This window comes from Pseudomonas sp. LTJR-52, from assembly GCF_003691465.1.
Classification (GTDB): Bacteria; Pseudomonadota; Gammaproteobacteria; order Pseudomonadales; family Pseudomonadaceae; genus Chryseomonas; species Chryseomonas luteola.
Window position 1 is genome coordinate 911,326 of sequence record NZ_CP033105.1, and the last position, 26,052, is coordinate 937,377.

Below are 26,052 nucleotides of genomic sequence, written 5' to 3' on the forward strand. Positions count from 1 at the left end.
GGTCTGCTGTTTTGAGGACGTTGTTCGTGGACGACACTACAGGCTCATCCGTCAGCCATCTCTCCAATCTCGAGCGGCTGCGAAGCCGTCTGCTCGATCTCAGCGCCCGTAACCGGCTGCTCAATTTTTCCCATGCGCGGAGCAAGCGTTTCGTTCGCGTGATCGACGAGCTTCCGGACCAGTTGTTCGAGATGCTGCTTTCCGAGCGCTCGATGCGCTTTGCGGCCGTGCCTGAGCCTACGCAAGCGTTGCTGCTCCAGCATGGCTTTCTGGAAAAAGACCCCTATACGGGGCAAATGCGCGAAGTTAAAAAGCTACCTACTGCAGAAGAGTGGGCTGCTGTATTGGGCATGGCTTCCAGCTATGAACTTCCCATGCCGACACTGGCCGAGGCGCCTGTTGTGGATGACAGCCTTCTGCGGCTTGAAAACGAAGGGGGCCTGATCGAAGAGCCTCCCGTGCTGGAGGAGATCCGGGAGCGCAAGCACTCGGATGAGTCCATTCAGAGCCTTTATTTTCCGCCCGAACTCGAGGCGCGCCTGCAGATTCTGCATGCCCAGTCACGGGTCGCGCTGGAAGAAAGCGGTGCGAATATCCTGTATCTGGCCATTGGCTTTCTGGAATGGGACGAATCTGTAGCCGGTAGCAACAGTACGCGTCTGGCGCCGCTCATGCTTGTGCCCGTGCAGCTGGAAAAAGGCAGGCTCAACGCGGAAACCGCGACCTTCGAATACCGTATCCAGTACACCGGCGAAGATATCCTGACCAATCTGTCGCTCAGGGAAAAGTTGCAACTGGACTTTGGAATTGCGTTGCCCTCCATCACCGAAGAGCTAACGCCCGAGGCCTATTTCCGTCTGGTACAGGATACGATCCTCAGGGCCAAGCCTACTTGGCAGGTGCGCCGGTTTGCCTCGCTCGGCCTGTTCGAATTCGGCAAGCTGATGATGTATCTGGATCTTGATTCGGAGCGCTGGAGCGAAGGGCAGCTGGGGACGCATCCGCTGGTACAGCGCCTGACAGGCGCCTCGGTGGATGAAAAGGAGCCTCTGGCCGAGGCTGGATTCAGTGCTGAATACGCAATTGATGAACTGCCCGAGGTGCACGAGCATTATCCGCTGATCGACGATGCGGACAGCTCCCAGCACAGTGCGCTGGTGGATGTCATCCGGGGTGAAAACCTGATCATCGAAGGGCCCCCTGGTACCGGCAAGTCCCAGACCATTACCAATATGATCGCGGCGGCCATGGCTCAGGGTAAGAAGGTGCTGTTCGTGGCAGAAAAGCGCGCAGCGCTGGAGGTGGTCAAGAATCGTCTGGAGCGGGCAGGGCTGGGTGATTTCTGCCTGGAGCTGCACAGCCATAAAAGCCAGAAGCAGGCGGTGATTTCCAGTATCCGCCAGCGAATCCAGAAACGGGGTACCTTTCGTTCGCCCAAGGAGCGACAGGCTCAGATCGAGCACTATGAACGTCTGAAGCGACAGCTCAACCGCTATGTCGAGCAATTGCATGCTCCCTACGAGCAGGTTGGCATGACGGCGCATCAGATTCTCATGCAAGCGACCCGTTTGCGTGAGAGCCTGCCCGTGGCGCCTTCCGAACTGCATCCTATGTATGACTTGCCTGTTTCGCGTGTGCAGCTGGAAGAGCAAGCCAACTTTTACGCCACCTACTACCGCAAGACTGCACAGGAAGCTGGCGAGCCGGGACGGCTGGAAACCCATCCCTGGTTTGGCTGCCGCCTCACCCGTTTGACCGGCACCGAGCGGGAAGGCCTTATGTCGTCGCTTGAGCATGCCCGGCAAGCGCTGACCCGCTTTGCTGCGCTCAGGGCTCCACTGGCCGAACGGATGGGGGCACCGGCGCTCGCGCAGTTCACGCCCCAGGCACTGGCTGATCTGGCGGAGCGCCTTCCCGCGTTGATCCTCCCGCAAGGCGACGAGGATTGGACATTGCTGCCCTTGCTGGATGAATCATCCTGTACAGCATTGGGTGACTGGCTGGAGCGGTTCGATGCCTTGCTCAAGGGGCAGGAAGCCCTAGCGCGCCGTTTCAAGCCTGACGCCATTCGTTCCGCCGATATCTGCCAGCTGCTTAATCGGGCTTGCGCTGCGCTACGGTTGCATGTGGAAGGAGAGCTGGACCTGTCACAGGCGCTGGACCTCATGAAGCGAACCCGCGATTTGATGCAGGCAGCTGCTCAGGTCAATACGGCCGTGCAACACCTGCAAGAGCAGGGCGCGGCAGGCGAGTGGATAAGCGACCGGGAGGGACTGGAGCAGCTAGGTACGTTGCTTCTCCTGGCGCAGGCACTGCCGGCCGAATTGGTCGAGGCGCGTCAGCGAAGCTATGAAGACGAGGCGCTCGATATACTGCTCTCCAAGCTCGCGGATCAGCTGCCCGAACTGCGCCGTCAGCGTGAGCATCTGTCCAAGGTGTTTTCGTTCAGTCGCCTGCCTGATAGCCAGCGTTTAGAGGATCTGCATCGCGTGCTGTCCGATGCGTCTCTGCTGCGCTGGTTCAAGGGCGAGTGGCGAGCGGCCAAGACAGAACTGCTGACGTTGATACGGCCCGGTGTGAAGCTGGGCGAAGGCATCGACGCGCTGGTGGAGGCCGTCGCGTTTCAGCGTGAAAGCACGGCGCTGGCGCAGAATACCGGCTATGCCCAAAAGCTGGGGCCACTGTTCAAAGGGCTAGAGACAGAAATCGATGAGCTCTTGCGTCTGCGCGCCTGGTATCGTCAGGTACGGGAAACCTGCGGCCGCGGCTTTGGTGCCAAGGTATGGATTGCGGATTACCTGACCAAGGCAGATGCTGCTGACATCGCCGCGTTACAGGGTGAGGCCGATACACTGCTGGCCTATCTAGGAGAAGTAGAGGATTTAAGGCAGGACCTCGAAACCCTGTTTACCTTTGATGCTCATGATCTGCGCACACAGCCGCTGCTGGCCGCTGAAGGTGTGCTGGTCCGCCTGCTCAAGAGCGTGGGTGGGGCGCTCAAGGCGATGCTGCCCTATGTTCGGGAGCAGAATCCAACGCTCAATGGGTTGCAGGCACAGATCAAAACCCTGGAGGCATGGCAGCAAAGCGCTACCCAGCTGCGTCAGGACCAGCAGCTTGCGGCTGTGCTGGAAGGCCGCGAGCTACCGACCCTAGAGCAAGCCTCAAGCGCCCGCGCCACCCTCAACACTTGGCGTCATACCGTCGAGCTTGCCCGGCCATTGCTGGCGTTGTCTGTTGGGCGTGATCTGATGGCACGTCTGGCCGAGGAGGACGCGGACGGCGCCGAACGCCTGATCCAGGAGTGGCAAGAGCAGGCTGCGGTCATTCAGCAGGCCATGGCAGCCTGGGAGGACCGTCTGGACGCCTTTCTGGTGCGAGGAGAAATCGAGCCTGACGAGTGGTGGCAGGTCGTTACGGAGCCGACATTCGAGGCGCTGGAAGCACGTTTGCGCCGGGCGTCCGAACGTGAAGACCTGCTCGATCACTGGTTCGAATACCGTCGACTGCGTAGCCGGCTGGCTGATCTTGGTTTCGAGTCTACCGTTGTGGCCATTGAGCGGCAGCGACTGACTGCAGATCAATGCGCCGACGGCTGCCTGCTGGGCTTGCTGGACCGCTGGGCCTGCCAGATTCTGGAGGATAACCCAGCGCTGGGGCAGTTTTCCGGTAAGGAACAGGAAGCTATTCGAGCGCGCTTTGCCGAAATCGACCAGGCGCTCAAACAGATTCAGCGCGACGAGGTGGCATATGACATCGATCAGGTAGAGGTACCTGCCGGCAACAACTCCGGTAAGGTGAAGGAGCGTACCGAACTGGCGTTGTTGGAACACGAAGCCAGCAAACAGCGGAGCCATCAGCCGATTCGCAGTCTCATGCAGCGCGCCGTCAAGGCGCTGCAGGCACTCAAGCCGTGCTTCATGATGAGTCCAATGGCGGTGGCGCAGTATCTGCCCGCGGGCGAAGTGGAGTTCGATCTGGTGGTGATGGACGAAGCCTCGCAGATGCGTCCCGAAGAGTCCTTGGGCAGCATTGCCCGAGGTCGTCAGCTCGTGGTCGTCGGTGATCCGAAACAGCTGCCGCCCACCAACTTCTTTGCACGCCAGGGAACAGGAGACGACGCAGAAGATGAGGACCTGTCCCTCGCTCAGGATTCCGAAAGTATCCTGGATGCGGCCATGCCCTTATTCCGGCTGCGCCGCCTGCGCTGGCACTACCGCTCGCGGCATGAAAGCCTGATTGCGTTTTCCAACGCAGCCTTCTATGACGGTAACCTGGTGGTCTATCCCTCACCGCATCGTGAGTCGGCTGAGTTTGGCGTCAAGTTTGAGCGTATCGGCAACGGCCGTTTCGTCGAGCAGCGCAACGTAGAGGAAGCCGAGGCAGTTGTGGCAGCGATTGAGCATCACCTGCTCAATCGCCCACAGGAATCCCTGGGCGTAGTTGCGATGAACGTCAAACAGTCTGACCAAATCGAACGCCTGCTGGAGCTACGCGCCAAGCAGAACCCGGAGCTTCAGCTTGCCTGGGAGCGTAATGCGGAACTGGCCGAGCCGCTGTTCATCAAGAACCTGGAAAACGTGCAGGGGGATGAGCGAGACGTCATTTTCATCTCGTTCACCTACGGCCCCATGGAGGCCGGTGGCAAGGTGCCCCAGCGCTTTGGCCCGATCAACAGCGACTCGGGTTGGCGACGGCTGAACGTCTTGTTCACTCGCTCCAAGAAGCGTATGCACATTTTTACGTCGTTCACGGCGTCGGATGTGCTTGTTACCGGTACGTCGAGTCGTGGCGTACACGCGCTGCGTAACTTCCTACACTATGCCGAGACGGGGTATCTGCCGCGCGTGGAAGAAACCGCACGCGCCCCGGACAGCGACTTCGAGATTGCCGTCATGGACGCCTTGTCCCGCCACGGCTACACCTGCGAGCCGCAGGTTGGTGTGGCAGGCTTTTTCATCGATCTGGCCGTGCGTGACCCTGAGCAGCCAGGGCGTTACCTGATGGGAATTGAATGTGATGGGGCGGCTTACCACTCAGCCAAGTCCGCGCGGGACCGGGATCGGCTGCGTCAAAGCGTCCTGGAGCAATTAGGCTGGCGGATCCGCCGAATCTGGTCAGTGGACTGGTTCCGTAACCCTCGTACACAGCTCGATCCCATTATTCATGAGCTTGATCAACTACGAAGGGAAAGTCCTGTCTCTGCCAAGCAGTTGAGCGAAGAGGAAAAGACCATGGAGCATGAGGTTTTAGATGCAAGCGTAGGGACCCACCTGCTGGCTGAGCCTCCTGTTACAGAGAGAGCAAATCACGGCTCGGACGATATGAACCCGCACGTCCACTAAAATAAAGGCCCGCCAAGCGCGGGCCTTTTGCTGGAGCCTGCCTGTTAGCAGGCTTCGCCGTACAGCGTTTTCTCACGGTTGATCATGATATCTGCCAGAAACCAATAGGCTTCGCCCCAGGCATTCAGGATCTCGTCAGTGGCCGCATCACCCAGTACATCCTTGATGGCTGGTAGCAGGGCATTGGCAACTGCAGGGTAGTGTTCGGCCTTGACGTGTGTGGCTACGTGTCGTGCGCAGATCTTGTCCACTGCACCCTGAATCGCTTCCAGATGGTCCACGTTCTTGGCAAAGGCCAGGATGGCGGCAGCCAGGCGTCTGGGTTGTTCGCCCGACTTGTGGGCGGCTTCGTCGAACAGCGCCTTTATGTCTGGGTCGATAAACAGACGTTCGTACATGCGGGTCGTAATGGCAACGCCATGCTCCTGAATGACAGGCGCCGTCGATTTGATAATGGCAATGGTGTCAGGTGATAAAGGCTGGCTCATAAGACTTCCTACCGCATTCTCAGACCGCTGCAAAAGGCGGCCCAGGTGTCATCAGGCTAGTGTTATCGATAGCAGCGCCTCTCGGCGGGGGGCTTGCTTGCAGCATAGACCACTGCGCTGATACCGCTGCAAAGACACGAATCGATGGACGCAGCCTAATAAGGTTGCGAGGCAAAGGTATTGATATATGTCATGGCGCCTGCAATAGGCCAGACACCATGACGAGCGGTCAGGCTCAACGCGGCTCAGGAAATCTTGAAGCCCGGCTTGATGTGCGCCACCAGATCCAGGAAAAGTGTCCAGGTACGTTCGGTAGACGAAATGCTCAGGCATTCATCGGGTGAATGTGCGTTACGGATGTCCGGGCCGAACGAGATCATATCAACATCCTGCAGCTTGGCGCTGAACACACCGCACTCCAGTCCCGCATGGATTCCTGCCACTTCAGGAGCACGGCCATATTGAGCGGTGAAACGTTCAACAAACAGGTCGCGTAACGGAGATTCCGGCCGGAAGGGCCAGGCAGGATAGCCGTCATGCAGTTCGAAGCGCGCACCGATCACACGTGCCAGGGCTTCGAGCTTGGTAACGGTCGCCTCCATTTGCGAAGGCTGCGAACTGCGGCTGGCGCTACCAAAGCTGATCTCATCGCCTACGATGTCCAGGGTGCCCAGATTGGTGGAGGTTTCTACAAGGCCGGCTATGTCCGGGCTCATGCGTTGAACACCTTGGGGCATCAGGATCAAGGCCTCACTAAGGGCCGTGGTCGTGGTTTTGGCAAAGCAGCGCTCCGGCATGGATGCGGCTTCCAATGCGAGCTCAAGGCCAGGATCGGCCGTCACGTATTCCTGTGAAAGCCGTTCGTACCATGTCTTCAAGGTAGCATCGAAAGCATCAAGGCTGTCTGGAGAGATAAGCAGCGTGACTTCAGCGCGGCGGGGTATCGCATTGCTTTTGCCCGAGCCTCCCTGTACATGCGCAACGCGGACATCGTGTCTTGCCAGCAGATCACTCAGGATGCGCCCCAATAACAGAATCGCATTACCACGTGGCGTATGAATATCCAGGCCCGAATGTCCCCCTTTAAGGCCACGTACGTGCAGCTTCATGGCTCTTGAGCCAGCAGGAACGTCGCTCCACTGGATCGGAAGACGCATATCGCTGCGATTGCCACCCGAGCAGCTGGTAAACAGCAGGCCCTCTTCTTCGCTATCGATATTGAGGAACAGACGACCCTTCAAGGTAGATGTGTCGAGCTTCGAGGCGCCTCTGAGGCCTACCTCTTCCTGAGATGTAAAAATGGCTTCCAGTGGAGGGTGCGGAGTGTCACGACTTTCCAGCAACGCCAGCATGAACGCTACGGCAATGCCGTTATCGGCGCCTAGGGTAGTACCATCAGCCTTAAGCAGGTCGCCTTCAATACGCAGCGAGATGGGGTCGCGGTTGAAGTCGATGGGGTTGCCTTCGTTCTTCTCGCACACCATATCGGTATGCCCCTGCAGGATGGTCACAGGCGCATCTTCATAACCAGCGCTACCTGGCTTGCGGATAATGACGTTATCCAAGGCATCGCGCTCGGCCTGCAGGCCATGACAATCAGCAAATGCCATCAAATGATCGGCAACAGCCTGCTCGTGGAAAGAGGGGCGGGGAATAGCGGAAAGCGCTGCGAAATGACGGAAAACTGCAGCCGGGGCAAGATGCTCAACAGAGGCCGACATGATGGCTCCAGAAAAAGGAAAACGTTGAGCGTCGGCTGATGCTGCTGGCGAGTCAAGCAGTTTTACCCATGAAGCACCCGCCAGAGCGCCTCATGAGAAGGGCGGCTTACTGGTTCATGCGCTGGCGATAATCCACCAGCTCCTTGCCCAGCGCCTCGGTGGCATCCTGAAGCGTATCGATCGGACGTTTGCGGCAATAATCACTGATCCACTGCATGCGCAGGCCGTCATCCATGCCTTCTGAAATATTCTTGATTCCACTGCGGGTGGACTCATTGAAGAAGGTGAAATAACCCGACACCCACTCACTGGCATACGGCTTATCAGCGCTCCAGGTACTGAGCAAGTCGCGGCAGGTCTTGGATCCAATACCCAACGCCTTGATGGGCTCATCCCCATCAGCAGCAAACGCCCCTTGCGCCAAGCTGCTCACCAGTGCCAGCGTCATGGCTATCCCTGTCATTCGTTTCATGGTCGTCCTCATGGGTTGGAAGCAAAAAGCGCTTGGACCTTATAAAGAGTGAAGGATTCGCTGGCAATCGTAACGTCTAAAATCTGCTTTCAAGTTTGCAGCTTTGTTCATTTACACGAGGCGCTGGCCTATACTTTAACGACACAGTATTTCAGAAACGGTCATCTAGGAAACTAATGCCTTCTGCCATTTGACATGGGCCGGAAAAACATGTTCTAGATATCCCAGTGGAAGAAGATGGTAAAATATTTTAAATATTTCGTGATTTAAGCGAAGCCTTCAGCAATGAATTAAGGGGCGTTTATAGCTTAAGAAAGCGTATGGCACCCTCATATGGCAAAAGCCTTAACAAGGACTAGACGATATAGTTGATCGCTGAATCGTTAGCGACTTTTTTTTCGAGTTGGGTAAGCATTATCAGACAAGCAATTGTGGCCTCGGTAAGCCAGCACGCTGTTTATAATGCGGTGGCCAGTCGATATCAATTAGATCGGCGTGTATCAGTAATGTAAAACTTTTATAATGTTGTTTGTAAAATGGTGATTCAATTAATTATTGATCGAAGTCTTTCGGCAGAGTAAGCGATATCTCATTAAGAACGAAACCCGAGTTTCCTCGGGTTTCGTCGAATACGATAGGCGTATAGCCAAGCGTTAGAAAGCCAGCGCTACTTTTGCACCGTATTCATTGGCCTTGAGTTTGACATCGTCGGCGACGTCAAGGTTGTTCTTGAGTTTGTATTCATTATGAACATAGTAAACGCCGACCATGACAGGCATGGAGTTGGCACCTTGGTTGAACAGTACGCTCATCTCGGCGTATGGATTGGTGCGGTCGCGAAGATCAACGCGGTCGCTGCCTACATCTTCAACTTTGAGGCGAGCCCGGGCGTTGAGCGTGCGGCGTGCACCGGCTTCCAGGCGGAAGGTTGTCGCCTCATCAAATTGATGGTTATAGCCCAGTGCAGCCTTGGCAAATGCACCTTTGGTGGTCAGCTTGACATCTTCGCCACTGGTATCAGGCTCATAGCGTGTCCAGCCATAGCCGCCACCTACCAGAGCATCAAGATAGTTGGTGTTGTCGATGGCCATGCGCCAGCCAAGATCGACATCGCCTTGAGCTTCCTTGAGTTTATTGCTGTGTCTTTCACCAAACTTAACCTTGGCTTCGCCTTGATAAATGAAGCCTTCCTCACCGGTCATCTTGTTACCAAAGTTATAGAAGACGCCTCCTTTGCCCATATGGGTTTTATCGGAGCCTACGTCAGACTCAAGTTTATATTTGCTGTAGCTACCTAATACACCCAGATTAGAAATGGGGCCGGTATCAGCGGCCATTACATAGGATGAAGCAATGGTAAGAGCGGCTACGGCAGAGGTCTGAACCCAGCGGGCTCCAAAAAAAGGAAACATGATCAACTCTCCTAGGCAAAGCAGTAAATCGCAAAAGGCGCGTGTTGCGAATAGCGGTGTTTCTATAAGTTCAAAAAACTAGACGATATGCGCTAATAATCAAGGTGATATAGTTAATATTTAACTTATGGTATGGTTAAATAGGTTTCTGCTATTTATTTTGATGTCAAAATGATTTGCTCTGTACAGTTACACGCATGGCTGCATACACATTAAAATCAAGTAGAGTGCCGCTTATAAAGAGCAACATAATTAATGAATATTAGCCATGAACCGGACAGTTCATTTAAGTGCAAACACAAGCGGCAAAACGTTAACTAAAGGTAATCGCGCGACGAATGGCGCGAGAGGCTAACGGAGAGAAGCGGAATACCGGGGGTGAAGAAAGCTGAGGTTGAACAGAAAGAGTACGTGGTTGATCGGTATCGTTTCCTTCTGGATGCCACCGCTATGGTCAGCATCCAGAAGAGGACTGAAGCGTTAGAACGCTACGCCGACTTTTGCACCGTATTCGTCATGCTTGAGCTTGACGTTATCGGCCAAGGCCAGGCGATCCTTCAACTTGTCCTTGTGGTGCTCGTAGTACAGACCTGCTGTAATCGGCAGACCTTTGCCATTCTGGTTGAACAGCATATCCATCTCCGCATAAGGGTTGGTGCGGTCATGGATATCTACACTTTCGCTGCCTTCATGCTGGACATGCAAACGGGCGCGCTCATTCAGCTGACGACGCACACCGCCTTCCAGACGCACGGTGGTGTTGTCGAAGGCATGGTTATAACCCAGGGCTGCCTTGGCGAAAGGCCCTTTCGCGCTCAGGCGTAGATCATTGCCGCTGGTATCAGGCTCATAGCGAGACCAGTCGTAACCTGCACCGACAAGCGCATCGACATAATTCTGGTTATCGATTGCCATTCTCCAGCCTAGATCAGCCTGGCCACGACCTTCCTTAAGGCGATTGCTGTGCTTCTCGCCAAACGTGGCTTCAACGCCTGCCTGATAGATAAGGCCTTCGCCGCCGGTCATCTTGTTGCCGTAGTTATAGAACACGCCAGCTTTAGGCAAATGTCCATTTTGCGAGCCCAGGTTGGACTTCAGCTTGTACTGATCATAGCTGCCAGTGATACCGGCTGTAGAAATAGGACTGCTAGTGTCTGCCATAGCGTGAAAAGAAAAGGCAGCCAATACAGAAAAAATAGAAGAATGAATCCAGCGATTGCGTGCTTTGATAGTCATAAAATGCTCCTGAACACAACGCTATAACATTACGTGTCAAGTTCGCTTTAATTTAGATTTAGGTTAATGACAATAATTGTTAGCTGGCTAACTGATGGGTGGTTATTGATTAGCTGGCTGAATGTCGGTGCTTCTATACCGCTAGCGCCGGAGCGATAGTGCCTTGATGCAAGTAACACGAGAGTGGCATTCGGCAGGAAGCATTCCAGGTTTCTCTGCTTCGCGGCAGTAAGAGAGACAGGAGGTTATGGCCCTGTTTTGCGCAGAAGCGACGGGTGCCTGATAGGCTTGGAGTCAGTTCTGCTAAGCCCGGCCGATTGATCCATTGAGATGCCAGGGTCGGAACCTGTTTAGTATTGGTCACTTCGCTTAATAGACGAGATAGGGATGTCAGGCAAAAGAACAGTTGCCATTGGTTTTATCGGCTCGACGCTGGATCGGGTAGGCCAGGGCGCCAATCGCTGGAGTAAATGGCGTCCAACGGTTGGGCTATGCCAGCAGCAGGATCTGCTTGTCCACAGGCTTGAGCTGATTCATGGCACTGATGCGCGAGATGTGAACCTTGCCGAGCGGCTGAGAGAAGATATCCATCAGGTATCGCCGGAAACCGAGGTACACCTGCATGCCTTGTCGCTACGTAATCCCTGGGATTTCGAAGAGGTGTATGGCGCACTGCATGACTTTGCGGTGGGCTATGCCTTTGATACCGAGCATGAGGACTATCTCGTGCATATCACGACGGGCACACATGTCGCGCAGATCTGCTGGTTTCTGTTGACCGAGGCCCGCTACTTGCCTGCAAGACTCATTCAAACGTCACCCGCCAGGCGTCGTGACGAAGGCAATGAGGTATCAGGAACCCATGCGCTGATCGACCTTGACCTGTCTCGCTATGACCGTATCGCTACCCGGTTTCAGCATGAGCGCCTGGAGGGTCTGGCCTTTCTCAAGTCAGGCATTGCAACACGGAATATGGCCTTTAACCGGACCATCGAGCAGATCGAGCGCGTCGCCTTACGTTCCAAGGCACCTCTGTTGCTAATAGGGCCTACAGGGGCTGGCAAATCTTTTCTGGCGCGCCGCATTTATGAGCTCAAGCGCAGCCGACATCAGGTGGATGGACGCTTTGTCGAGGTCAACTGTGCCACGCTCAGGGGCGACGGTGCGATGTCTACCCTGTTTGGTCATGCAAGGGGGGCCTTCACTGGCGCACAGCGCGCGCGCGAAGGGCTACTTCGTGCGGCTGACGGCGGTGTATTGTTTCTGGATGAAATTGGTGAACTGGGCCTCGATGAGCAGGCCATGTTGCTCAAGGCGGTCGAGGAAAAGCGCTTCTTTCCGCTGGGCTCGGATAGAGAAGTGACCAGTGATTTTCTACTGATGGCGGGCACGCATCGGGACTTGCGCAGCCGCGTAGCGGAAGGGCTTTTCCGTGAAGATCTGTTTGCCCGCATCAATCTCTGGACGTTCGACTTACCCGGGTTGGCGGGGCGGCGAGAGGACATTGAGCCCAACATTGACTTTGAGCTGGAGCGTCACGCTCGGGAGCAAGGACGCCTGGTGCGCTTCAATCTGGAAGCGCGACGTCGTTACCTGAATTTTGCCATTTCCAGCGAGGCTGCATGGAGCGGCAACTTCCGCGAGCTATCCGCCTCCATTACACGCATGGCGACTCTGGCGGACAGCGGACGAATCGATGAGGCAAACGTGCAGGAGGAGACCGACCGGCTGCGCCGTGCCTGGGGGCTTCAGTCGTCAAGCGATGGGCTGGATCTGCTTCTGGGCGAGCGGGCCGAGGAAATGGACCTCTTTGATCGTCTGCAGCTCGTGTCTGTCATCCGCATCTGCCAGCAGGCGGATAGCTTGTCTGACGCGGGGCGTCGACTGTTCGGCGTCTCACGACAGGCCAAGGCCCAGCCGAACGATGCCGATCGGTTACGCAAATATCTGGCGAAGTTCGGCTTGGAGTGGGGGCAGGTAAAAAAGGGGACGTGAAGCGGACATGTATTTCCCAAAATGAGCCGTGAGGCATGCTGTCAGCCAGCTGTGCTCATGGCTCTGAAATAAAATCAGCAGGCACATGCTCTACCAGCCAGACGCCATTGTCAGCCTGAAAGAATCGATGGCCCTGTTGATGCATATCCAGGGCTCTGATAACCAGCACTACCGGCTGGCCATAACGTTTGCTGACATTGATGGCAGTATCGGTATCATCAGAAAGATGAACGTGGTGGCGTGAGCCTGGAATCAAACCTTTCTTTCGTATCGATTCCAGAAAACGGACAGCTGTACCATGGTACAAGCGTTCGGGCGGTACTTTTTGGATGTGCTGAAGAGTGACCTGTGAGGTGGAGTGACCTTGAGCCGCCCGTATACGCGTTCCGTCGGGCGATAAGCTGAAGCGCTTTTTATCGTTGCCAACTACAACTTCTCGTATCAGGTGCTCGTTGAGTTCTCGGCCATGTCTGGCTGCGCCTGCGATCAACGTGGTGATCTCAACCCAACCTTCGCTATCGAGCGCTATGCCGATTGCCTGAGGTTCATGCCTAAGGACGTAACTCAGAAATTTGCTCGTTTCGATAAGCCTCTGATTGCTCATCGAGTCCTCCATTCAGCTGCGTGTATTTCAGCGTAGGCGGGGTAATACAGGCATTGGGCGGTATTGCTTGGCAATCCGCCCAATAAGAGGCTCTGACTAGCGTCCTGCCATGGGCTCATGGCCGTAGCTGGGCGAGTGCGGGCCTACCAGGATGCCGTTGGGACGGCCAGCCGACAGCAAACGAAGGCTAGTGATTCCGGCAATTTCATGGCCTTTATCGCTGATCGAGTTCGCAATCTGGTTTATAGCGGCTGTGATCAGTAAACCAATCAGACCGCCACCGCTGTTCTGCTGCTGCTCAGCTGTACTTGCGCTTGCTGCACCTTGCCAAAGCAATTTGCCGCTGCGCAAATCGACGAGTTTGGCGGAAGCCGTTACAACCGTCTCACTGCTGATGATGGCATATGTACTGCCATAGCGGCTGACCTCTACATACATGGCAGCATCTGCGCCAAAGATTTCACGAAGCTTGGCAGGCGGTGCCGCCTGCATTTCGTCAGGGGTTAGCAGGCCATTTTCCTTGAAGGTTTCATCCACGAGGGCGACAGGTAAAACGTAATAACCGGCTTCGGCCAGAGGGTAGGTCAGCTGTGAAAGTACGCTGTATGTCGCCTTCACATCGGGCGACTTGTTTACGGGCGGCAGAATGACAATGGAAGCCGGTTTGCTTTCCTTAAAGGCCGTGTAGTCATAGGGCTGCTGCTGGTTAGCGCAACCTGCCAGCAAGCCGAAAGCAGACAGGATAAACAACGCTTTGAGATAAAAACTGCGCATGGGATAGCTCCTACTTCTTGAAGTTGCGCATCAGGAAGTCCATGTACGCAGTGGACTCTGGAAACAAGGTCTTTTCAGTTTCAAATTGCTGGCGGACCTGATCCATTTTGCCTACTTCGGCGTAGAGCATGCCTAGCTGTGCGTGATAACCAGGCGCAGGCGTTAGGCCTTTGGAGCGGGCTTGTTGCAAACCGGCCTCCATCGCGATGATTTGCTGTTCAGGGCCGGTTTCTTTGGTGAAGTGCTGATACACCTGATCCTGATAGCCAGGCCAGTAATAAAGCGATTTGGGCTGTTCAGCGCAGCCGCTCAACAGCGCGATCAAGGTAAGCGACAACAATGCAGCGCAGGGCTGTAAAACGCTTTTCATATCCATTCCTTAGAACGTAAAGCTTATTGCACGGGCTTCCAGGCACCGCTATCAATCCCTTCAACCAGGCGGTTGACTGCTTCGCGAATGGCCAGGTCCAGTACCTTGCCGTTCAGCGTCGAGTCGTAACTGGCTGTCCCGCCAAAGCCAACCACTTCCCGGTTGGACAGGCTGTACTCACCGGCACCCTGGGTTGAGTAAACCACTTCGGACGTACGAACATTGACGATATTGAGGTTGACCTTGGCATAGGCAATTTGTGATTTGGCGCGACCAAGAATGCCAAAGAGCTGTTGGTCGCCTACTTCCTTGCGGCCAAATTCTGTTACGTCGCCGGTAACTACATAATCAGCACCACGCAGCTGCTGGCCCTTTTTCGAGAGGGCACTTTCCTGCGCTATTTCACTCATGTTGTCACGGTCCAGTACATTGAACCGGTTGGACTGCTGAAGGTGGGTCACCAGAATGGTTTTAGCTTGACCGCCGAGACGATCGACACCATCTGAAAACAAGCCCCGCATATAGCTTGAGCGGTTGTCGAATTTACCTACGGAAACAGGCTGGCGTACGCCTTGGTAGACACTTTGAGCGGAGGTCACCTTGGCAACTTCCAGGGTCCGGGATTCTTCGGTTGCGCAGCCAGACATTAGAGCCGAAAAGCTAATGGCGCTTGCAATCAAAACCTTCTTTTTCATGTACTTCTCTTTACTGAAGTTGAGGCTATTACCGTCACTCCGTCTGTGCGTAGTAATAACCGTAGGCGAGCAGATCACACTGCTCTAGCGTTTGCCGTATGCAACGAAGAAAGAGAGGTAGGGATGTATTCGCTGGAATTGCCCAAGGATAAGCGGCAATCGAGAATCAAGAAACCTGACCAATCCTTGGCTGATTAGCATCCTGCTAGAGAAGTGAATTTGTGAAGTCTATCAATCTTCTTAAATCATATTAGGTTGTGCTTCGACGAATGGAGCAGATGAAGTCATAGACGGAGCAGCAATAGGAGAAGCCGTGAAAGGTTTGTCTCAATCAGTGACTGATAGGTCTGTTTTCGAACGAGTGAGTCACAAGGTAGGGAAAGATTTTTAGCCGACCAGCGGCAGAGATAACTAAAGGATGAAAAGCGCCATTTAAAGCCTGCTTGTAATGACACGGAAACGCCTTGCAGGCTCCGAAAATACTGGCCTAAAGCCGCTTCGCTGCGTTTGCTCAATAAGACTTTCTAATTAGCTTGATAGATAAAAGCATTCAGGCTAATGGTCGCCTGCTCTGAACTATCTGGAGCCAAACTGCCTCCACTTCTACAGAGCCTGTACATGACGTCGTTAAGCAGGCTCCTACACCATTGGTGTTATCAAAATCAAAAAGGAAGTAGTGGGATAAGGACAGCGTGATTAAATCTGGATAGGAGAGCTGTATGTTCGTTCATAACAAACGACTTCAGTATACCGTTCGTGTAGCTGGTCCCAACCCGGGCCTGGCCAATCTAATGCTTGAGCAGTTTGGCGGTCCTCAAGGCGAACTCGCGGCTGCGATGCGCTATTTCACCCAGGGTCTGGCCGAAGACGATGCAGGTCGTAAAGATATGCTGATGGATATCGCGACCGAAGAGCTTAGCCACCTGGAAATTATTGGCTCCATCGTCGGTATGTTGAACAAGGGCAACAAAGGCCAACTGGCCGAAGGCATCGAAGAAGAAGCCGAGTTGTACCGTAGCATCACCGGAGCGGGTAACGATTCTCACATTACATCTGTTCTGTACGGTGGCGGCGCACCGCTTACCAACTCTGCAGGTGTACCGTGGACAGCAGCTTATATCGATACCATCACTGAGCCGACTGCTGACCTGCGCTCCAACATCGCCGCCGAAGCGCGTGCGAAGATTGTGTATGAGCGCCTGATCAACCTCACTGACGACGTAGGCGTGAAAGATGCCTTACAGTTCCTGATGACGCGCGAAATCGCTCACCAGAAGTCCTTCGAGAAAGCTCTGCACTCCATGCAGCCCAACTTCCCTCAGGGCAAGCTGCCAGGCAAGCCGGAATTCGCCAACGTGTACTTCAGTATGTCCCAGGGCGAAGGCGATATGCGTGGTCCTTGGAACCAGGGTGGCGAGTGGGAATACGTAGAAAGCCCGCAACCTGCTGTTGATGGCGGTGATGGCTTGGCTACTGTCAATCTGCCTGCCAAAGACATGAAAGTGGTCGAGCAGATGGTCAAGCGCACGGCGTCCGATCCGGCCAGCAACCCTCTGACTGGGGCTGATCTGGGCTCTGGTATGGCTACGCAGAAGAAAGAAGTCTGACGCTTTTCTGCCAGATGATTACCCGTGCATGGCTTGGCTGTGGTCTGACACCACACCCTGCCATGCAGGGTTCTTATGTAAAACCTTGCGTGAGCCGATAGATACGTTCTTCACCCCGGCACTCATCAGGACGAATTAAAATGGCGGAACGCAGTCGCAATCAACGGCACTGTTATTACCGCATATCAAGGAAGCGAGATGACTGAAGAAAACCGCGACGCACAACTTTCCGAAGACCAGGCGATTGAGTTCGCCCATCAAGTACTCGATTTGGCGCGCAGTGGCGATGCAGTCACATTGGGCAAGCTGCTGGACAAGGGGCTGCCCCCCAACTTACGCACCAGCAAAGGTGACACACTGCTAATGCTGGCCAGCTACCATGGACAGCTCGATGCGGTACGTACATTGCTCGATCATGGCGCTGACCCGAATATCTGCAACGATAACGGCCAGAGTCCTATTGCGGGTGCAGCTTTCAAGGGCAATCTGCCAATGGTAAAGCTGTTGGTTGAGCAGGGTGCCGATGTGGAAGGTGTGTCCCCGGATGGCAAGACCGCACTGATGATGGCTGCGATGTTCAATCGGGCCGAAATCGCCGAATACCTGATCGAAAAAGGCGCCAATATTAACGCCCAGGATGCTAACGGTGTAACGCCTCTTGCAGCTGCACAACGTATGGGCGCGCCTGAAACGGTTGTGTTGCTGGAACGAATTCAAGAGCTGCAAAAGTAGGCAGCCTGTTTATGAAAAAGGCGCCTGTCAGGCGCCTTTTTTGGTTTCGGGCCTAGTGTGACTCTAACCGTACCTGATAGCAGTCACCGCTCAAGGGTTCGATCACAATGCGGACCGGGCAGAACCGCTGGATGACTTCGGCGTTGCTAAGCAAATGCTCAGACGCATGCAGGCAGGTAAAGCGGCCGCTGCCTGCCAACACTAGAGGGAGCAAGAGCTGGTCCGCGAGATGTTCGCCTACGGCAGCACCGCTGTGCTCAAAGGCGAGCAGTTCATCAATGGCGTGATTGGCGACTTGTTCTGCCCTGACGCGGCTTTGCCCGAACGCAGCGAACACCTCGGTAACCGCCTCGTACTGTTGCTCGATTAGCACTACATTTCCAGGCCCCTGCGCCTTCTGTAGCTGAACGGTATGCAGGTTGTCCTGAGACCAGCCCAAACGTTGTGTTACTTGGTTCAGCTCGCGCGTGCCTATCGACTCGGGCAGGCCTGCCAGAAGCGCTTGCGCCTGCTGGCTGACCAATTGACCACGGTCCTCCAATATCAGCGGACTCAACCTGCTGGGTTGGATCACTACCGTCATCTCACCTCCACCCGCAGGAGCAAAGCCATGACGGATGAGGTCCAGCTCTATATGGGCGCCCATCCGTTTCAGTAACGGTAGCCATGCTTTTTGCAGGAAGTCGACTGGTGGTGCAGCAGGATTGTGCGTTCCGCCTTTCAGTCTCAGGCGACTGGGAGCAGGTGCCTTGAGCAGGGCAGGCAACACGGTCTGCAGGACAAGTACACAGCTGCCTGCTGTACTGATGATAAATTCATAATTACCACCCTTGATTGCGCCAGGCTGAAAACGCAGGCTCAGCGAGCCCAGCTCTGCACCCTCAAGCGTCGCATCGCATATCGCGGCGGACGCTTGCACGGCCGTCAGGTGCTGGCGAAGCAGGCCAGGGCGGCTCCGCTTCGCACGAATATTGATGATACTGAACGGCTGTCCGGTGATCATGGACAGGCTCAAGGCGCTACGCAGGATCTGACCACCGCCGATCGACCCGTCTAATTGTAGTTCTTCCATGGTTAAAACCTTCTTTATCATGCAGTTCAGTCTGCTTTCATTCGTCCAGTAAGGCTGATCAGCCTTTGACGCATACCACCTGACGCAGGGTATGCACCACTTCCACCAAGCTGCGCTGGGCTTCCATTACACGGTCGATGTCTTTATAGGCCATCGGGATCTCATCGATGACGTTGGCATCCTTTCGGCATTCCACATGTGCGGTGGCGCGTACCTGGTCCTCGACCGTAAACAGGTTCTTGGCCTTGGTCCGGCTCATGATTCGTCCAGCGCCATGGCTGCAGGAGCAGAATGACTCCTCATTGCCCAGGCCGCGAACGATAAAGCTCTTGGCACCCATGGAGCCGGGAATGATGCCCAATTCGCCCTTCTTGGCTGATACCGCCCCTTTGCGGGTAATCAGTACCTCCTGACCGAAATGCTGTTCTTTCTGCACGTAGTTATGGTGGCAGTTGACCGCTTCCAGGTTTGCCTCAAACGGCTTGGTGATGACCTTTCGGGCCGCATCGATCACTGCGTGCATCATCAGGGCGCGGTTCTGTTTGGCAAAATCCTGCGCCCAGGCGACAGCCTCGACATAATCGTTGTAGTGCTTGCTGCCCTCCTCGAAGTACGCCAAGTCTTTATCGGGAAGATTGGCAATGTGCTGTTGCATGTTTTTTTTTGCCAGCTCAATGAACAGGTTCCCGATGGCATTACCTACCCCGCGCGAGCCGCTATGCAGCATGAACCAGACCCGCTGGGCTTCGTCCAGGCAAACCTCGATAAAATGGTTCCCGGTACCTAGGGTACCCAGGTGGTTGCGGTTGTTGGTCTTTTCCAGTTTCGGGTATTTATCGGTAATGGCCTTGAAACGCTTGGCCAGGCTGGACCAGGCATGATCGGCCATATCAGGTACGTTCTGCCAGGCACCCTGGTCGCGGCGGCCAAAAGTCTTGCCATGGGGGACGGCCTTTTCGATGGCGCTGCGTAGCGGTTGCAGGTTATCGGGCAGGTCTGAAGCCATCAGGGACGTCCGCGCCGCAATCATGCCGCAGCCGATGTCGACGCCCACCGCCGCAGGGATGATGGCACCTACAGTTGGGATAACGCTACCGATAGTAGAGCCTTTACCCAGGTGGACATCCGGCATTACTGCCAGATGTTTGAAGATGAACGGCATCTTGGCTGTATTCATCAGTTGCTGTTTGGCATCGCCTTCGACCGGGACGCCTTCGGTCCACATCTTGATAGGCTTGCCGTTGGCTACTTCAAGAAGCTGATAGTTCTGCTTGTCCATTTCTACGCTACTCCATGGGTTGTCTGTGAGATGCAGGCAAACACGCTGCAACCTTCATATCCCTGGGTATAGCAGAGGGCGTGCCATTGTTTTAAAAACGCTTGTCTTTAACTTTAAGTTATTGAAATTTAAGATTTTTAGTGAAATTTTTTTGAGAGGGGACTGCTTGGTCTCTTCCGATTTACAATATTTTTATCTATCACCCTATACATTTATATAGCCATGGCTTCCCTCTATTTTACGTCTCATGATTTAGTCATCCGGCATCTTGAGATGACGCCTCTGTTCGTTCATCAGCCGACCAGCTGTCGATAAAACTTATCTCAGGCAGTTGCTTTACGAGAAATTAAGATGGACTATTGTGGTATGACGACATACAGCATATAACTATCGTCTAGAGCAACATCTAAGGTTTTATTGCGTAATTTTGTTGTAAGCGGCAATTCCATACTAATAAAAACAGGAAGCTGGTATGACAACTAAGTCTATTCTGCAGGCTAGGTCTACATGGGTGGCAGGCGTGTTGTTGCTGGCAGTCAGCACGAGCAGTCTGGCAGCCCATATGCGCGAAGTGGCGACGTCCGGCTGGGCAACCCAGAACGGTGGTACACGCGGAGGCTCTGCCGCCATGGGAACCGATATCTATACTGTACGTTCTGCCACTGAGCTCAAACAGGCGCTAAGTGCAAACGCTGCAAGCAGTGGGCGCATCATCAAGATTGTCGGAACGATCGATATCAGTGACGGGAAACCCTTTACCAGTACGAGCGACATGGCCGAACGCGGCCTACTGAATGTTCCGGGTAATACGACCATTATTGGTTTGGGCAAGCAGGCCGGTATTGTGGATGGGTTCTTCATGATCAAGCAGAACAACGTGATCATGCGTAATCTCATAATCGAAAATGCCTGGGACCCTTCGCCTACCTGGGATCCGGATGACGGTGATCTGGGTAACTGGAATTCGGAGTTCGATGGCGTCACGATCAGCGGTGCCAGTAACGTCTGGCTCGATCATCTGACCTTTACGGACGGCGGGCGCCTGGACGATCCGAATGAGATCGGCAATGGTGTTCATATCCAACACCACGACGGCGCTCTTGATGTAGTGTTGGGTGCGAACTACGTCACTGTATCCAATACCGTATTCAAACTGCACGACAAGAACATCCTGATCGGTAACAGCGATAACCGCGCGGATACAGATAGCGGCAAGCTGAAAGTCACTATCCATAATTCCGTTTTTCAGGATGTAGGCCAGCGCGCACCACGGGTACGGTTCGGGCAGGTGCATCTGTACAACAACCTTCATCTTGGTAGCACCAAGGACGCTGTTTATCCCTTTGTTTACGCCCACGGAGTAGGTAAGTCCTCCGCCATTCTCTCGGAAGCTAATGTCTTCGCGATTTCCGGTATCAGTGGGTGTGACCAGGTAACGGCCAATTGGGGTGGCACGGTTTACAAGGATGTCGGTTCGCTTATCAATGGTCGGAAAATGACCTGCTCGTGGGATCCGAATATCGGTTGGGCTCCGCCGTATCGATACACCAAATTACCAGCTTCACTCGTACCGCTTGCCGTGCCTGTAAGAGCCGGTGCAGGCAGGATTAACTTCTAGCGAGCCAGCGTTCGTCTCGATTGGCTTTAAACATCCTTTTGAACATTAAATGCCTGAGCGTTATGGCTCAGGTGTTTCTCGAAGATGTCTTTGCTCAGCCTAATAGCAATATGCCGGTATTTAGATTTATAGATGAGTAGCAGTGAACCCAACGTAGGAAAAACAAGATGAAGATGAAGTGTGGGCAACTCAAGGTATTAACGTTGAGCGCGGGTCTGTTGATGTCTGTCATGACCTCAAGCAGCTTTGCCGCCGACGTACTGGAAGCCGCCAGTACCGGCTGGGCTACGCAGAATGGCGGTACGAAAGGGGGCGCGGCGGCGGCGTCGGTTAATGTCTACACCGTACGCAATGCAACAGAGCTCAAGAATGCGCTGAAAGCCTCCGCCAGCAGCCGTATCATCAAGGTCTCCGGCAAGATTGATATTAGTGACGGCAAGGCCTACACCACGACCAGCGACATGAAAAGCCGCGCACAACTGAACGTACCGGCTAACACGACCATTGTGGGCCTGGGCTCTACTGCGCAGATCGTTAACGGGTTTTTCATGATCAAGGAGAACAACGTGATCATGCGCAACCTGACTATCGAGAACCCGTGGGACCCTGTGCCGGTCTGGGATCCGGATGATGGTAGTCTGGGTAACTGGAACTCGGAGTTCGATGGCGTCACCATCGAAGGGGCCAATAATGTCTGGATTGATCATCTGACCTTTACCGATGGCAGCCGTCCGGATGATCCAAACGAGATCAAGAACGGGCGGCATGTACAGCATCACGACGGTGCGCTGGATGTGAAGAAGGGCGCGAACTACGTGACCATCTCCCATACCATCTTCAAGCTGCACGACAAGAATATCCTGATCGGCTCCAGTGATAGCGCCAGCTCGACGGACAGCGGAAAGCTCAAAGTCACCATTCATAATTCGATCTTCGAAAACGTTTCTCAGCGTGCCCCACGTGTGCGTTTCGGGCAGGTACATCTGTACAACAACCTGCATGCCGGCAATACGAAGGATCCCGTCTACCCGTTCTACTCGGCCCATGGTGTCGGCAAGTCTTCAGCGATTCTGTCCGAGGCCAATGCTTTCAACATCAGTGGTATTAGCAGCTGCGACAAGGTCACTGCGCAGAACGGCGGCTCTGTCTACAAGGACGTTGGTTCATTGATCAACGGCGCCACGATGACCTGCTCCTGGGACGCCAATATTGGTTGGACGCCCCCTTACAAGTACACCAAGATGGCCGCTTCGCTGGTAGCTTCCAGCGTTCAGTCTTCTGCTGGCGCAGGCAAAATCAGTTTCTGATTGAGTGCTGACGATTCTGGCCCCTCTGGTGCTTTTGCTAGAGGGGTTTCTTGTCTACCACACAGGCCGTTGTGCGTCGTTTATCGGCCTGCATGTTATGGAACCTCGACGCGTCGACAGAGGAAAGCAGAGACGCTACTCATTTTGGGTGAGAGCTATCTTTAGAAATCTAAAAATTCCAATATGACATTATTGCAGTGAAACTCATTTGCGTTGAGCCTGCGTGCGCGTTACAGACACTAAAAAGTAAGGACGTGTACATGACCATGAAATCAGGCTCGCTCAAGAAGCCGGCTTTACTGGGCGCAGGCGTGGTGCTGTTGACCGCGGCCGCTAGCACCTTTGCAGCGGATATGCGTGAAGCGGCCAGTACAGGCTGGGCTACGCAAAACGGGGGAACCAAGGGTGGCGCAGCTGCAGCCTCCGCCAATATCTATACCGTACGCACCGCCAATGACCTGAAGAACGCGTTGAAGGCCTCGGCCAGCAGCCGCATTATCAAGGTCTCTGGCAAGATCGATATCAGTGAAGGCAAGGCCTATACCAGTACCAGCGAGATGAAAAAGCGCGCTGAGCTGGTTGTGCCTGGTAACACCACGATTGTGGGCCTGGGCTCTACTGCGCAGATCGTCAACGGGTTTTTCATGATCAAGGAGAACAACGTGATCATGCGCAACCTGACCATCGAAAATCCGTGGGACCCCACGCCGGTTTTCGATCCGGATGATGGCGATGCCGGTAACTGGAACTCCGAGTACGACGGCGTCACGGTGCACGGCGCGAGTAACGTCTGGATCGACCATATGACGTTTACCGACGGTAGCCGCCCTGATGATCCGAGCGAGATCAAGAAGGGTCGCCATGTGCAGCATCATGACGGGGCGCTGGACGTGAAGAAGGGCGCCAACTACGTCACCATCTCCAACACCGTGTTCAAGCTGCACGACAAGAACATCCTGATCGGCTCCAGCGACAGTGCCAGCTCGACCGACAAGGGCAAGTTGAAGGTCACTATCCATAACTCGGTTTTCGAGAACGTTACGCAGCGTGCGCCGCGTGTACGGTTTGGTCAGGTTCACCTGTACAACAACCTGCACACAGGTAACACAAAGGACGCGGTCTATCCGTTCTACTCCGCCCATGGAGTAGGCAAATCATCGGCTATCCTGTCCGAGGCCAATGCCTTCAACATCAGCGGCATTAGCAGTTGTGACAAGATCACCGCCAAGAATGGCGGCTCTGTCTACAAGGACGCCGGCTCGCTGATCAATGGCGTTTCCATGAAATGCTCATGGGATTCCAATATCGGTTGGACGCCCCCTTACAAGTACACCAAGATGGCGGCTTCCCTCGTGGCCTCCAAGGTGCCTTCCGAGGCTGGCGCAGGCAAGATCAGTTTCTGACCCGTCTGACCGCCATCTGCCTTTAAGGGGGTGGCGGTTTTTTGCCTATCTTCTCGCCTTTTCTATCCCTTCCTGTCTGGCATGCTGCTTTGCGCGCGATACATCCATTTGCATGCTTAGCCATCTAAATAGTTAATAATTATAACGTTCTATAATCGATCGTTAAGACCGTTAATGTCTTGACGGTAGGCAGGCTGACGTCAAGTATCCAGAAGGCAAGCACATAGAGATGAAGCCAACGGCATTCATCCAAAAGTTAATAATAAAAACAATATGGGGCTAGTCTATGTTCATTCGTACCGATTCACCCGCTTACCCTGCGTTATTCACCTTCCGTATTCATACCGTTTTTCGGCTACCTCGGCACGTTAACGACGTGTCGCTGCTCTCCGGCTGACCAAGACCTTTCGTTTCCCAGCACTGATCCACAACAACAATAAACAGGTATCGGTCATGTCCTTATCGCTTTCCTGGCGTGCCGGCGCGCTGGCGCCCTCATGCCTTGCTGTTGCGTTATCCGGAGTTTCCCTGGCGGCTCAGGCTGCCCCTTCGGTGGTACTGGAGCAGTCGCGTCCTGCGCCGCTCGATAATGCTCTGGAAAAAGCACGTCCTCTACCACCCGGGCCGCCTCGCTGGGCGGAGGACTATCGGTTTCTGGACGATGCGTCCAAGCGGAGCGACTTTTTTGATCCGCTCCGTTATCAGCGGCTGTCCGATTCGGCCTGGGTCCAGTTTGGTGCGGAAGCGCGCTACCGTGCGGATACCATCAATAACCCCGTCTTTGGGCTGCGTGGTGTGAACAAGGATTCCTACATTCAGCAACGGCTTCAGGTCCATGGTGATCTGCATCTCTTGGATGACCAAGTCCGTGCGTTCGTCCAGCTGGAAAACACCCGGGCCTGGAGCAAGGCGCTTTACGGGCCGTATGACCAGAGCAGGACGGAGCTGCATCAGGCCTTTATTGACATCAATACCAATACCCTGGGCGGGCGGCTGATGACGCGGGTAGGGCGCCAAGAGCTGGGTTACGGCAACCAGGCGTTTGTTACCTACCGTGATGCACGCAATATCCGGCTCAATTTCGATGGGGTACGCCTGAGCTATTCCCGTCCCGGCGGCTACAAGCTCGATGCCTTTGGCTTGCGTCCCGTCGAGACAGGCGAAGACAGCTTTGATGATGGCTCCAACAATAACGTCAAGTTTTATGGGTTGTACGGCACGCTACCGCTGACAGCCATCCTGAAAATGGATGTATACGGATTTGGCCTGGAAACCAACGAGCGCACCCTGGATGGGCTGACTGGAAGCGAAAAGCGCTACACCGGAGGCGTGCGGCTGTTTGGCAAGCAGGCCGGTTGGGACTGGTCGTGGGATCTGGCCTACCAAGGTGGTCATCTGGAAGGGGCGCGTATTCGTGCCTGGGGTATCAGCAGCGAGACGGGATATACCTTCAGGCAGCCCTGGAAGCCACGATTGGCGGTGCGTTTCGATGCCGCCAGCGGTGATGACCGCTTTGGTGATGACAAGGTTGGCACGTTCGACCCGCTGTTTCCCAAGAATGGTTTTTATGGAGATTCGGGACTGACCACCCTTTCGAACATGTATCTGATCGGCCCGCTGCTGACATTCGCCCCACGCGAGTACCTGCAGCTGGAAGCCGGTGCCTTTGCCGTCTGGCGTGAAAGCACCCGCGATGGCGTTTATCTGCCGGGCATGTCCTATGTGCCGGGAACCCCCAACAGCTCATCGCCCAAGACAGGCAACCTGTTCCGCAACAATCTGCGCTGGCTACCGACCGCCAACCTGACCGTGGACCTGGAATACAGCTATTTCCAGGCGGGTAAGGCCGTGCGGCAGGCCGATGGCTCGGATACCCATTTCGGCATGGTTTCAACAACGTTCCGTTTCTGATGCGCCTGACC

Annotated in this window: 19 protein-coding genes; 8 read left to right on the forward strand and 11 right to left on the reverse strand. The window is 54.6% G+C overall.

The genetic code is table 11. The features are described from left to right. Positions 1–26 precede the first annotated feature (26 nt). Complete coding sequence (gene hhe / locus EAW52_RS04190; protein ID WP_122041513.1) at positions 27–5,345, forward strand: DUF4011 domain-containing anti-phage protein Hhe; 5,319 nt, start codon at positions 27–29, stop codon at positions 5,343–5,345. Positions 5,346–5,389: 44 nt separating this feature from the next. Here hhe and EAW52_RS04195 read toward each other — a convergent pair whose 3' ends face one another. The 5 genes from EAW52_RS04195 to EAW52_RS04215 all read right to left on the reverse strand — a co-directional run bounded on the left by EAW52_RS04195 (position 5,390) and on the right by EAW52_RS04215 (position 10,674). Beyond that, positions 5,390–5,833, reverse strand: coding sequence for a globin domain-containing protein (locus tag EAW52_RS04195; protein ID WP_122041514.1), 444 nt, complete (start codon positions 5,831–5,833; stop codon positions 5,390–5,392). Positions 5,834–6,078: 245 nt separating this feature from the next. Beyond that, entirely contained in the window at positions 6,079–7,554 is a 1,476-nt protein-coding gene (locus tag EAW52_RS04200) for an aminoacyl-histidine dipeptidase (RefSeq protein WP_122041515.1), read from the reverse strand. Between the two features lie 106 nt (positions 7,555–7,660). After that, positions 7,661–8,026: an HdeA/HdeB family chaperone gene (locus EAW52_RS04205; RefSeq protein ID WP_019366404.1), complete on the reverse strand. Its 366-nt coding sequence runs from the start codon at positions 8,024–8,026 to the stop codon at positions 7,661–7,663. A gap of 653 nt (positions 8,027–8,679) precedes the next feature. Next, on the reverse strand, positions 8,680–9,438 hold the full coding sequence (locus tag EAW52_RS04210) for an outer membrane beta-barrel protein (protein WP_122041516.1): 759 nt from the start codon (positions 9,436–9,438) through the stop codon (positions 8,680–8,682). A gap of 480 nt (positions 9,439–9,918) precedes the next feature. Further along, positions 9,919–10,674: an outer membrane beta-barrel protein gene (locus EAW52_RS04215; RefSeq protein ID WP_122041517.1), complete on the reverse strand. Its 756-nt coding sequence runs from the start codon at positions 10,672–10,674 to the stop codon at positions 9,919–9,921. A gap of 387 nt (positions 10,675–11,061) precedes the next feature. Between EAW52_RS04215 and rtcR the strand changes: the two genes are divergently transcribed. Next, complete coding sequence (gene rtcR / locus EAW52_RS04220; RefSeq protein WP_122041518.1) at positions 11,062–12,669, forward strand: RNA repair transcriptional activator RtcR; 1,608 nt, start codon at positions 11,062–11,064, stop codon at positions 12,667–12,669. A 55-nt stretch (positions 12,670–12,724) separates the two neighbouring features. Here the strand turns inward: rtcR and EAW52_RS04225 are convergent, their stop codons facing one another. The 4 genes from EAW52_RS04225 to EAW52_RS04240 form a co-directional block, all read right to left on the reverse strand. After that, positions 12,725–13,273, reverse strand: a complete 549-nt coding sequence (locus tag EAW52_RS04225) for an RNA 2'-phosphotransferase (RefSeq protein ID WP_122041519.1) — start codon at positions 13,271–13,273, stop codon at positions 12,725–12,727. Positions 13,274–13,369: 96 nt separating this feature from the next. Continuing rightward, entirely contained in the window at positions 13,370–14,047 is a 678-nt protein-coding gene (locus EAW52_RS04230) for a DUF799 domain-containing protein (RefSeq protein WP_122041520.1), read from the reverse strand. Between the two features lie 10 nt (positions 14,048–14,057). Beyond that, positions 14,058–14,417 carry a DUF4810 domain-containing protein gene (locus tag EAW52_RS04235; protein WP_074821817.1) on the reverse strand — a complete coding sequence of 120 codons (360 nt, stop codon included), beginning with the start codon at positions 14,415–14,417 and terminating at the stop codon, positions 14,058–14,060. Positions 14,418–14,440: 23 nt separating this feature from the next. After that, on the reverse strand, positions 14,441–15,112 hold the full coding sequence (locus EAW52_RS04240) for a CsgG/HfaB family protein (protein WP_122041521.1): 672 nt from the start codon (positions 15,110–15,112) through the stop codon (positions 14,441–14,443). A 719-nt stretch (positions 15,113–15,831) separates the two neighbouring features. On the opposite strand from EAW52_RS04240, the gene EAW52_RS04245 reads away from it, so the two are divergent. Further along, entirely contained in the window at positions 15,832–16,719 is an 888-nt protein-coding gene (locus EAW52_RS04245) for a manganese catalase family protein (protein ID WP_010795923.1), read from the forward strand. Positions 16,720–16,917: 198 nt separating this feature from the next. After that, the gene (locus EAW52_RS04250; RefSeq protein WP_122041522.1) at positions 16,918–17,451 is read left to right on the forward strand and encodes an ankyrin repeat domain-containing protein; all 534 of its coding nucleotides are present in this window, start codon (positions 16,918–16,920) and stop codon (positions 17,449–17,451) included. A gap of 52 nt (positions 17,452–17,503) precedes the next feature. Here the strand turns inward: EAW52_RS04250 and rtcA are convergent, their stop codons facing one another. Beyond that, positions 17,504–18,523: an RNA 3'-terminal phosphate cyclase gene (rtcA, locus tag EAW52_RS04255; protein ID WP_122041523.1), complete on the reverse strand. Its 1,020-nt coding sequence runs from the start codon at positions 18,521–18,523 to the stop codon at positions 17,504–17,506. A gap of 58 nt (positions 18,524–18,581) precedes the next feature. Continuing rightward, positions 18,582–19,802, reverse strand: coding sequence for an RtcB family protein (locus tag EAW52_RS04260; protein WP_122041524.1), 1,221 nt, complete (start codon positions 19,800–19,802; stop codon positions 18,582–18,584). A 472-nt stretch (positions 19,803–20,274) separates the two neighbouring features. On the opposite strand from EAW52_RS04260, the gene EAW52_RS04265 reads away from it, so the two are divergent. The 4 genes from EAW52_RS04265 (at position 20,275) to EAW52_RS04280 (ending at position 26,041) form a co-directional block, all read left to right on the forward strand. Then, positions 20,275–21,420: a polysaccharide lyase family 1 protein gene (locus EAW52_RS04265; RefSeq protein ID WP_122041525.1), complete on the forward strand. Its 1,146-nt coding sequence runs from the start codon at positions 20,275–20,277 to the stop codon at positions 21,418–21,420. A 167-nt stretch (positions 21,421–21,587) separates the two neighbouring features. Beyond that, positions 21,588–22,727, forward strand: coding sequence for a polysaccharide lyase family 1 protein (locus EAW52_RS04270; RefSeq protein WP_122041526.1), 1,140 nt, complete (start codon positions 21,588–21,590; stop codon positions 22,725–22,727). A 260-nt stretch (positions 22,728–22,987) separates the two neighbouring features. Continuing rightward, positions 22,988–24,130, forward strand: coding sequence for a polysaccharide lyase family 1 protein (locus EAW52_RS04275; protein WP_122041527.1), 1,143 nt, complete (start codon positions 22,988–22,990; stop codon positions 24,128–24,130). A gap of 453 nt (positions 24,131–24,583) precedes the next feature. After that, positions 24,584–26,041 (forward strand): alginate export family protein, encoded by a 1,458-nt coding sequence (locus tag EAW52_RS04280; protein ID WP_122041528.1) that lies wholly within the window; start codon positions 24,584–24,586, stop codon positions 26,039–26,041. Positions 26,042–26,052 lie beyond the last annotated feature (11 nt).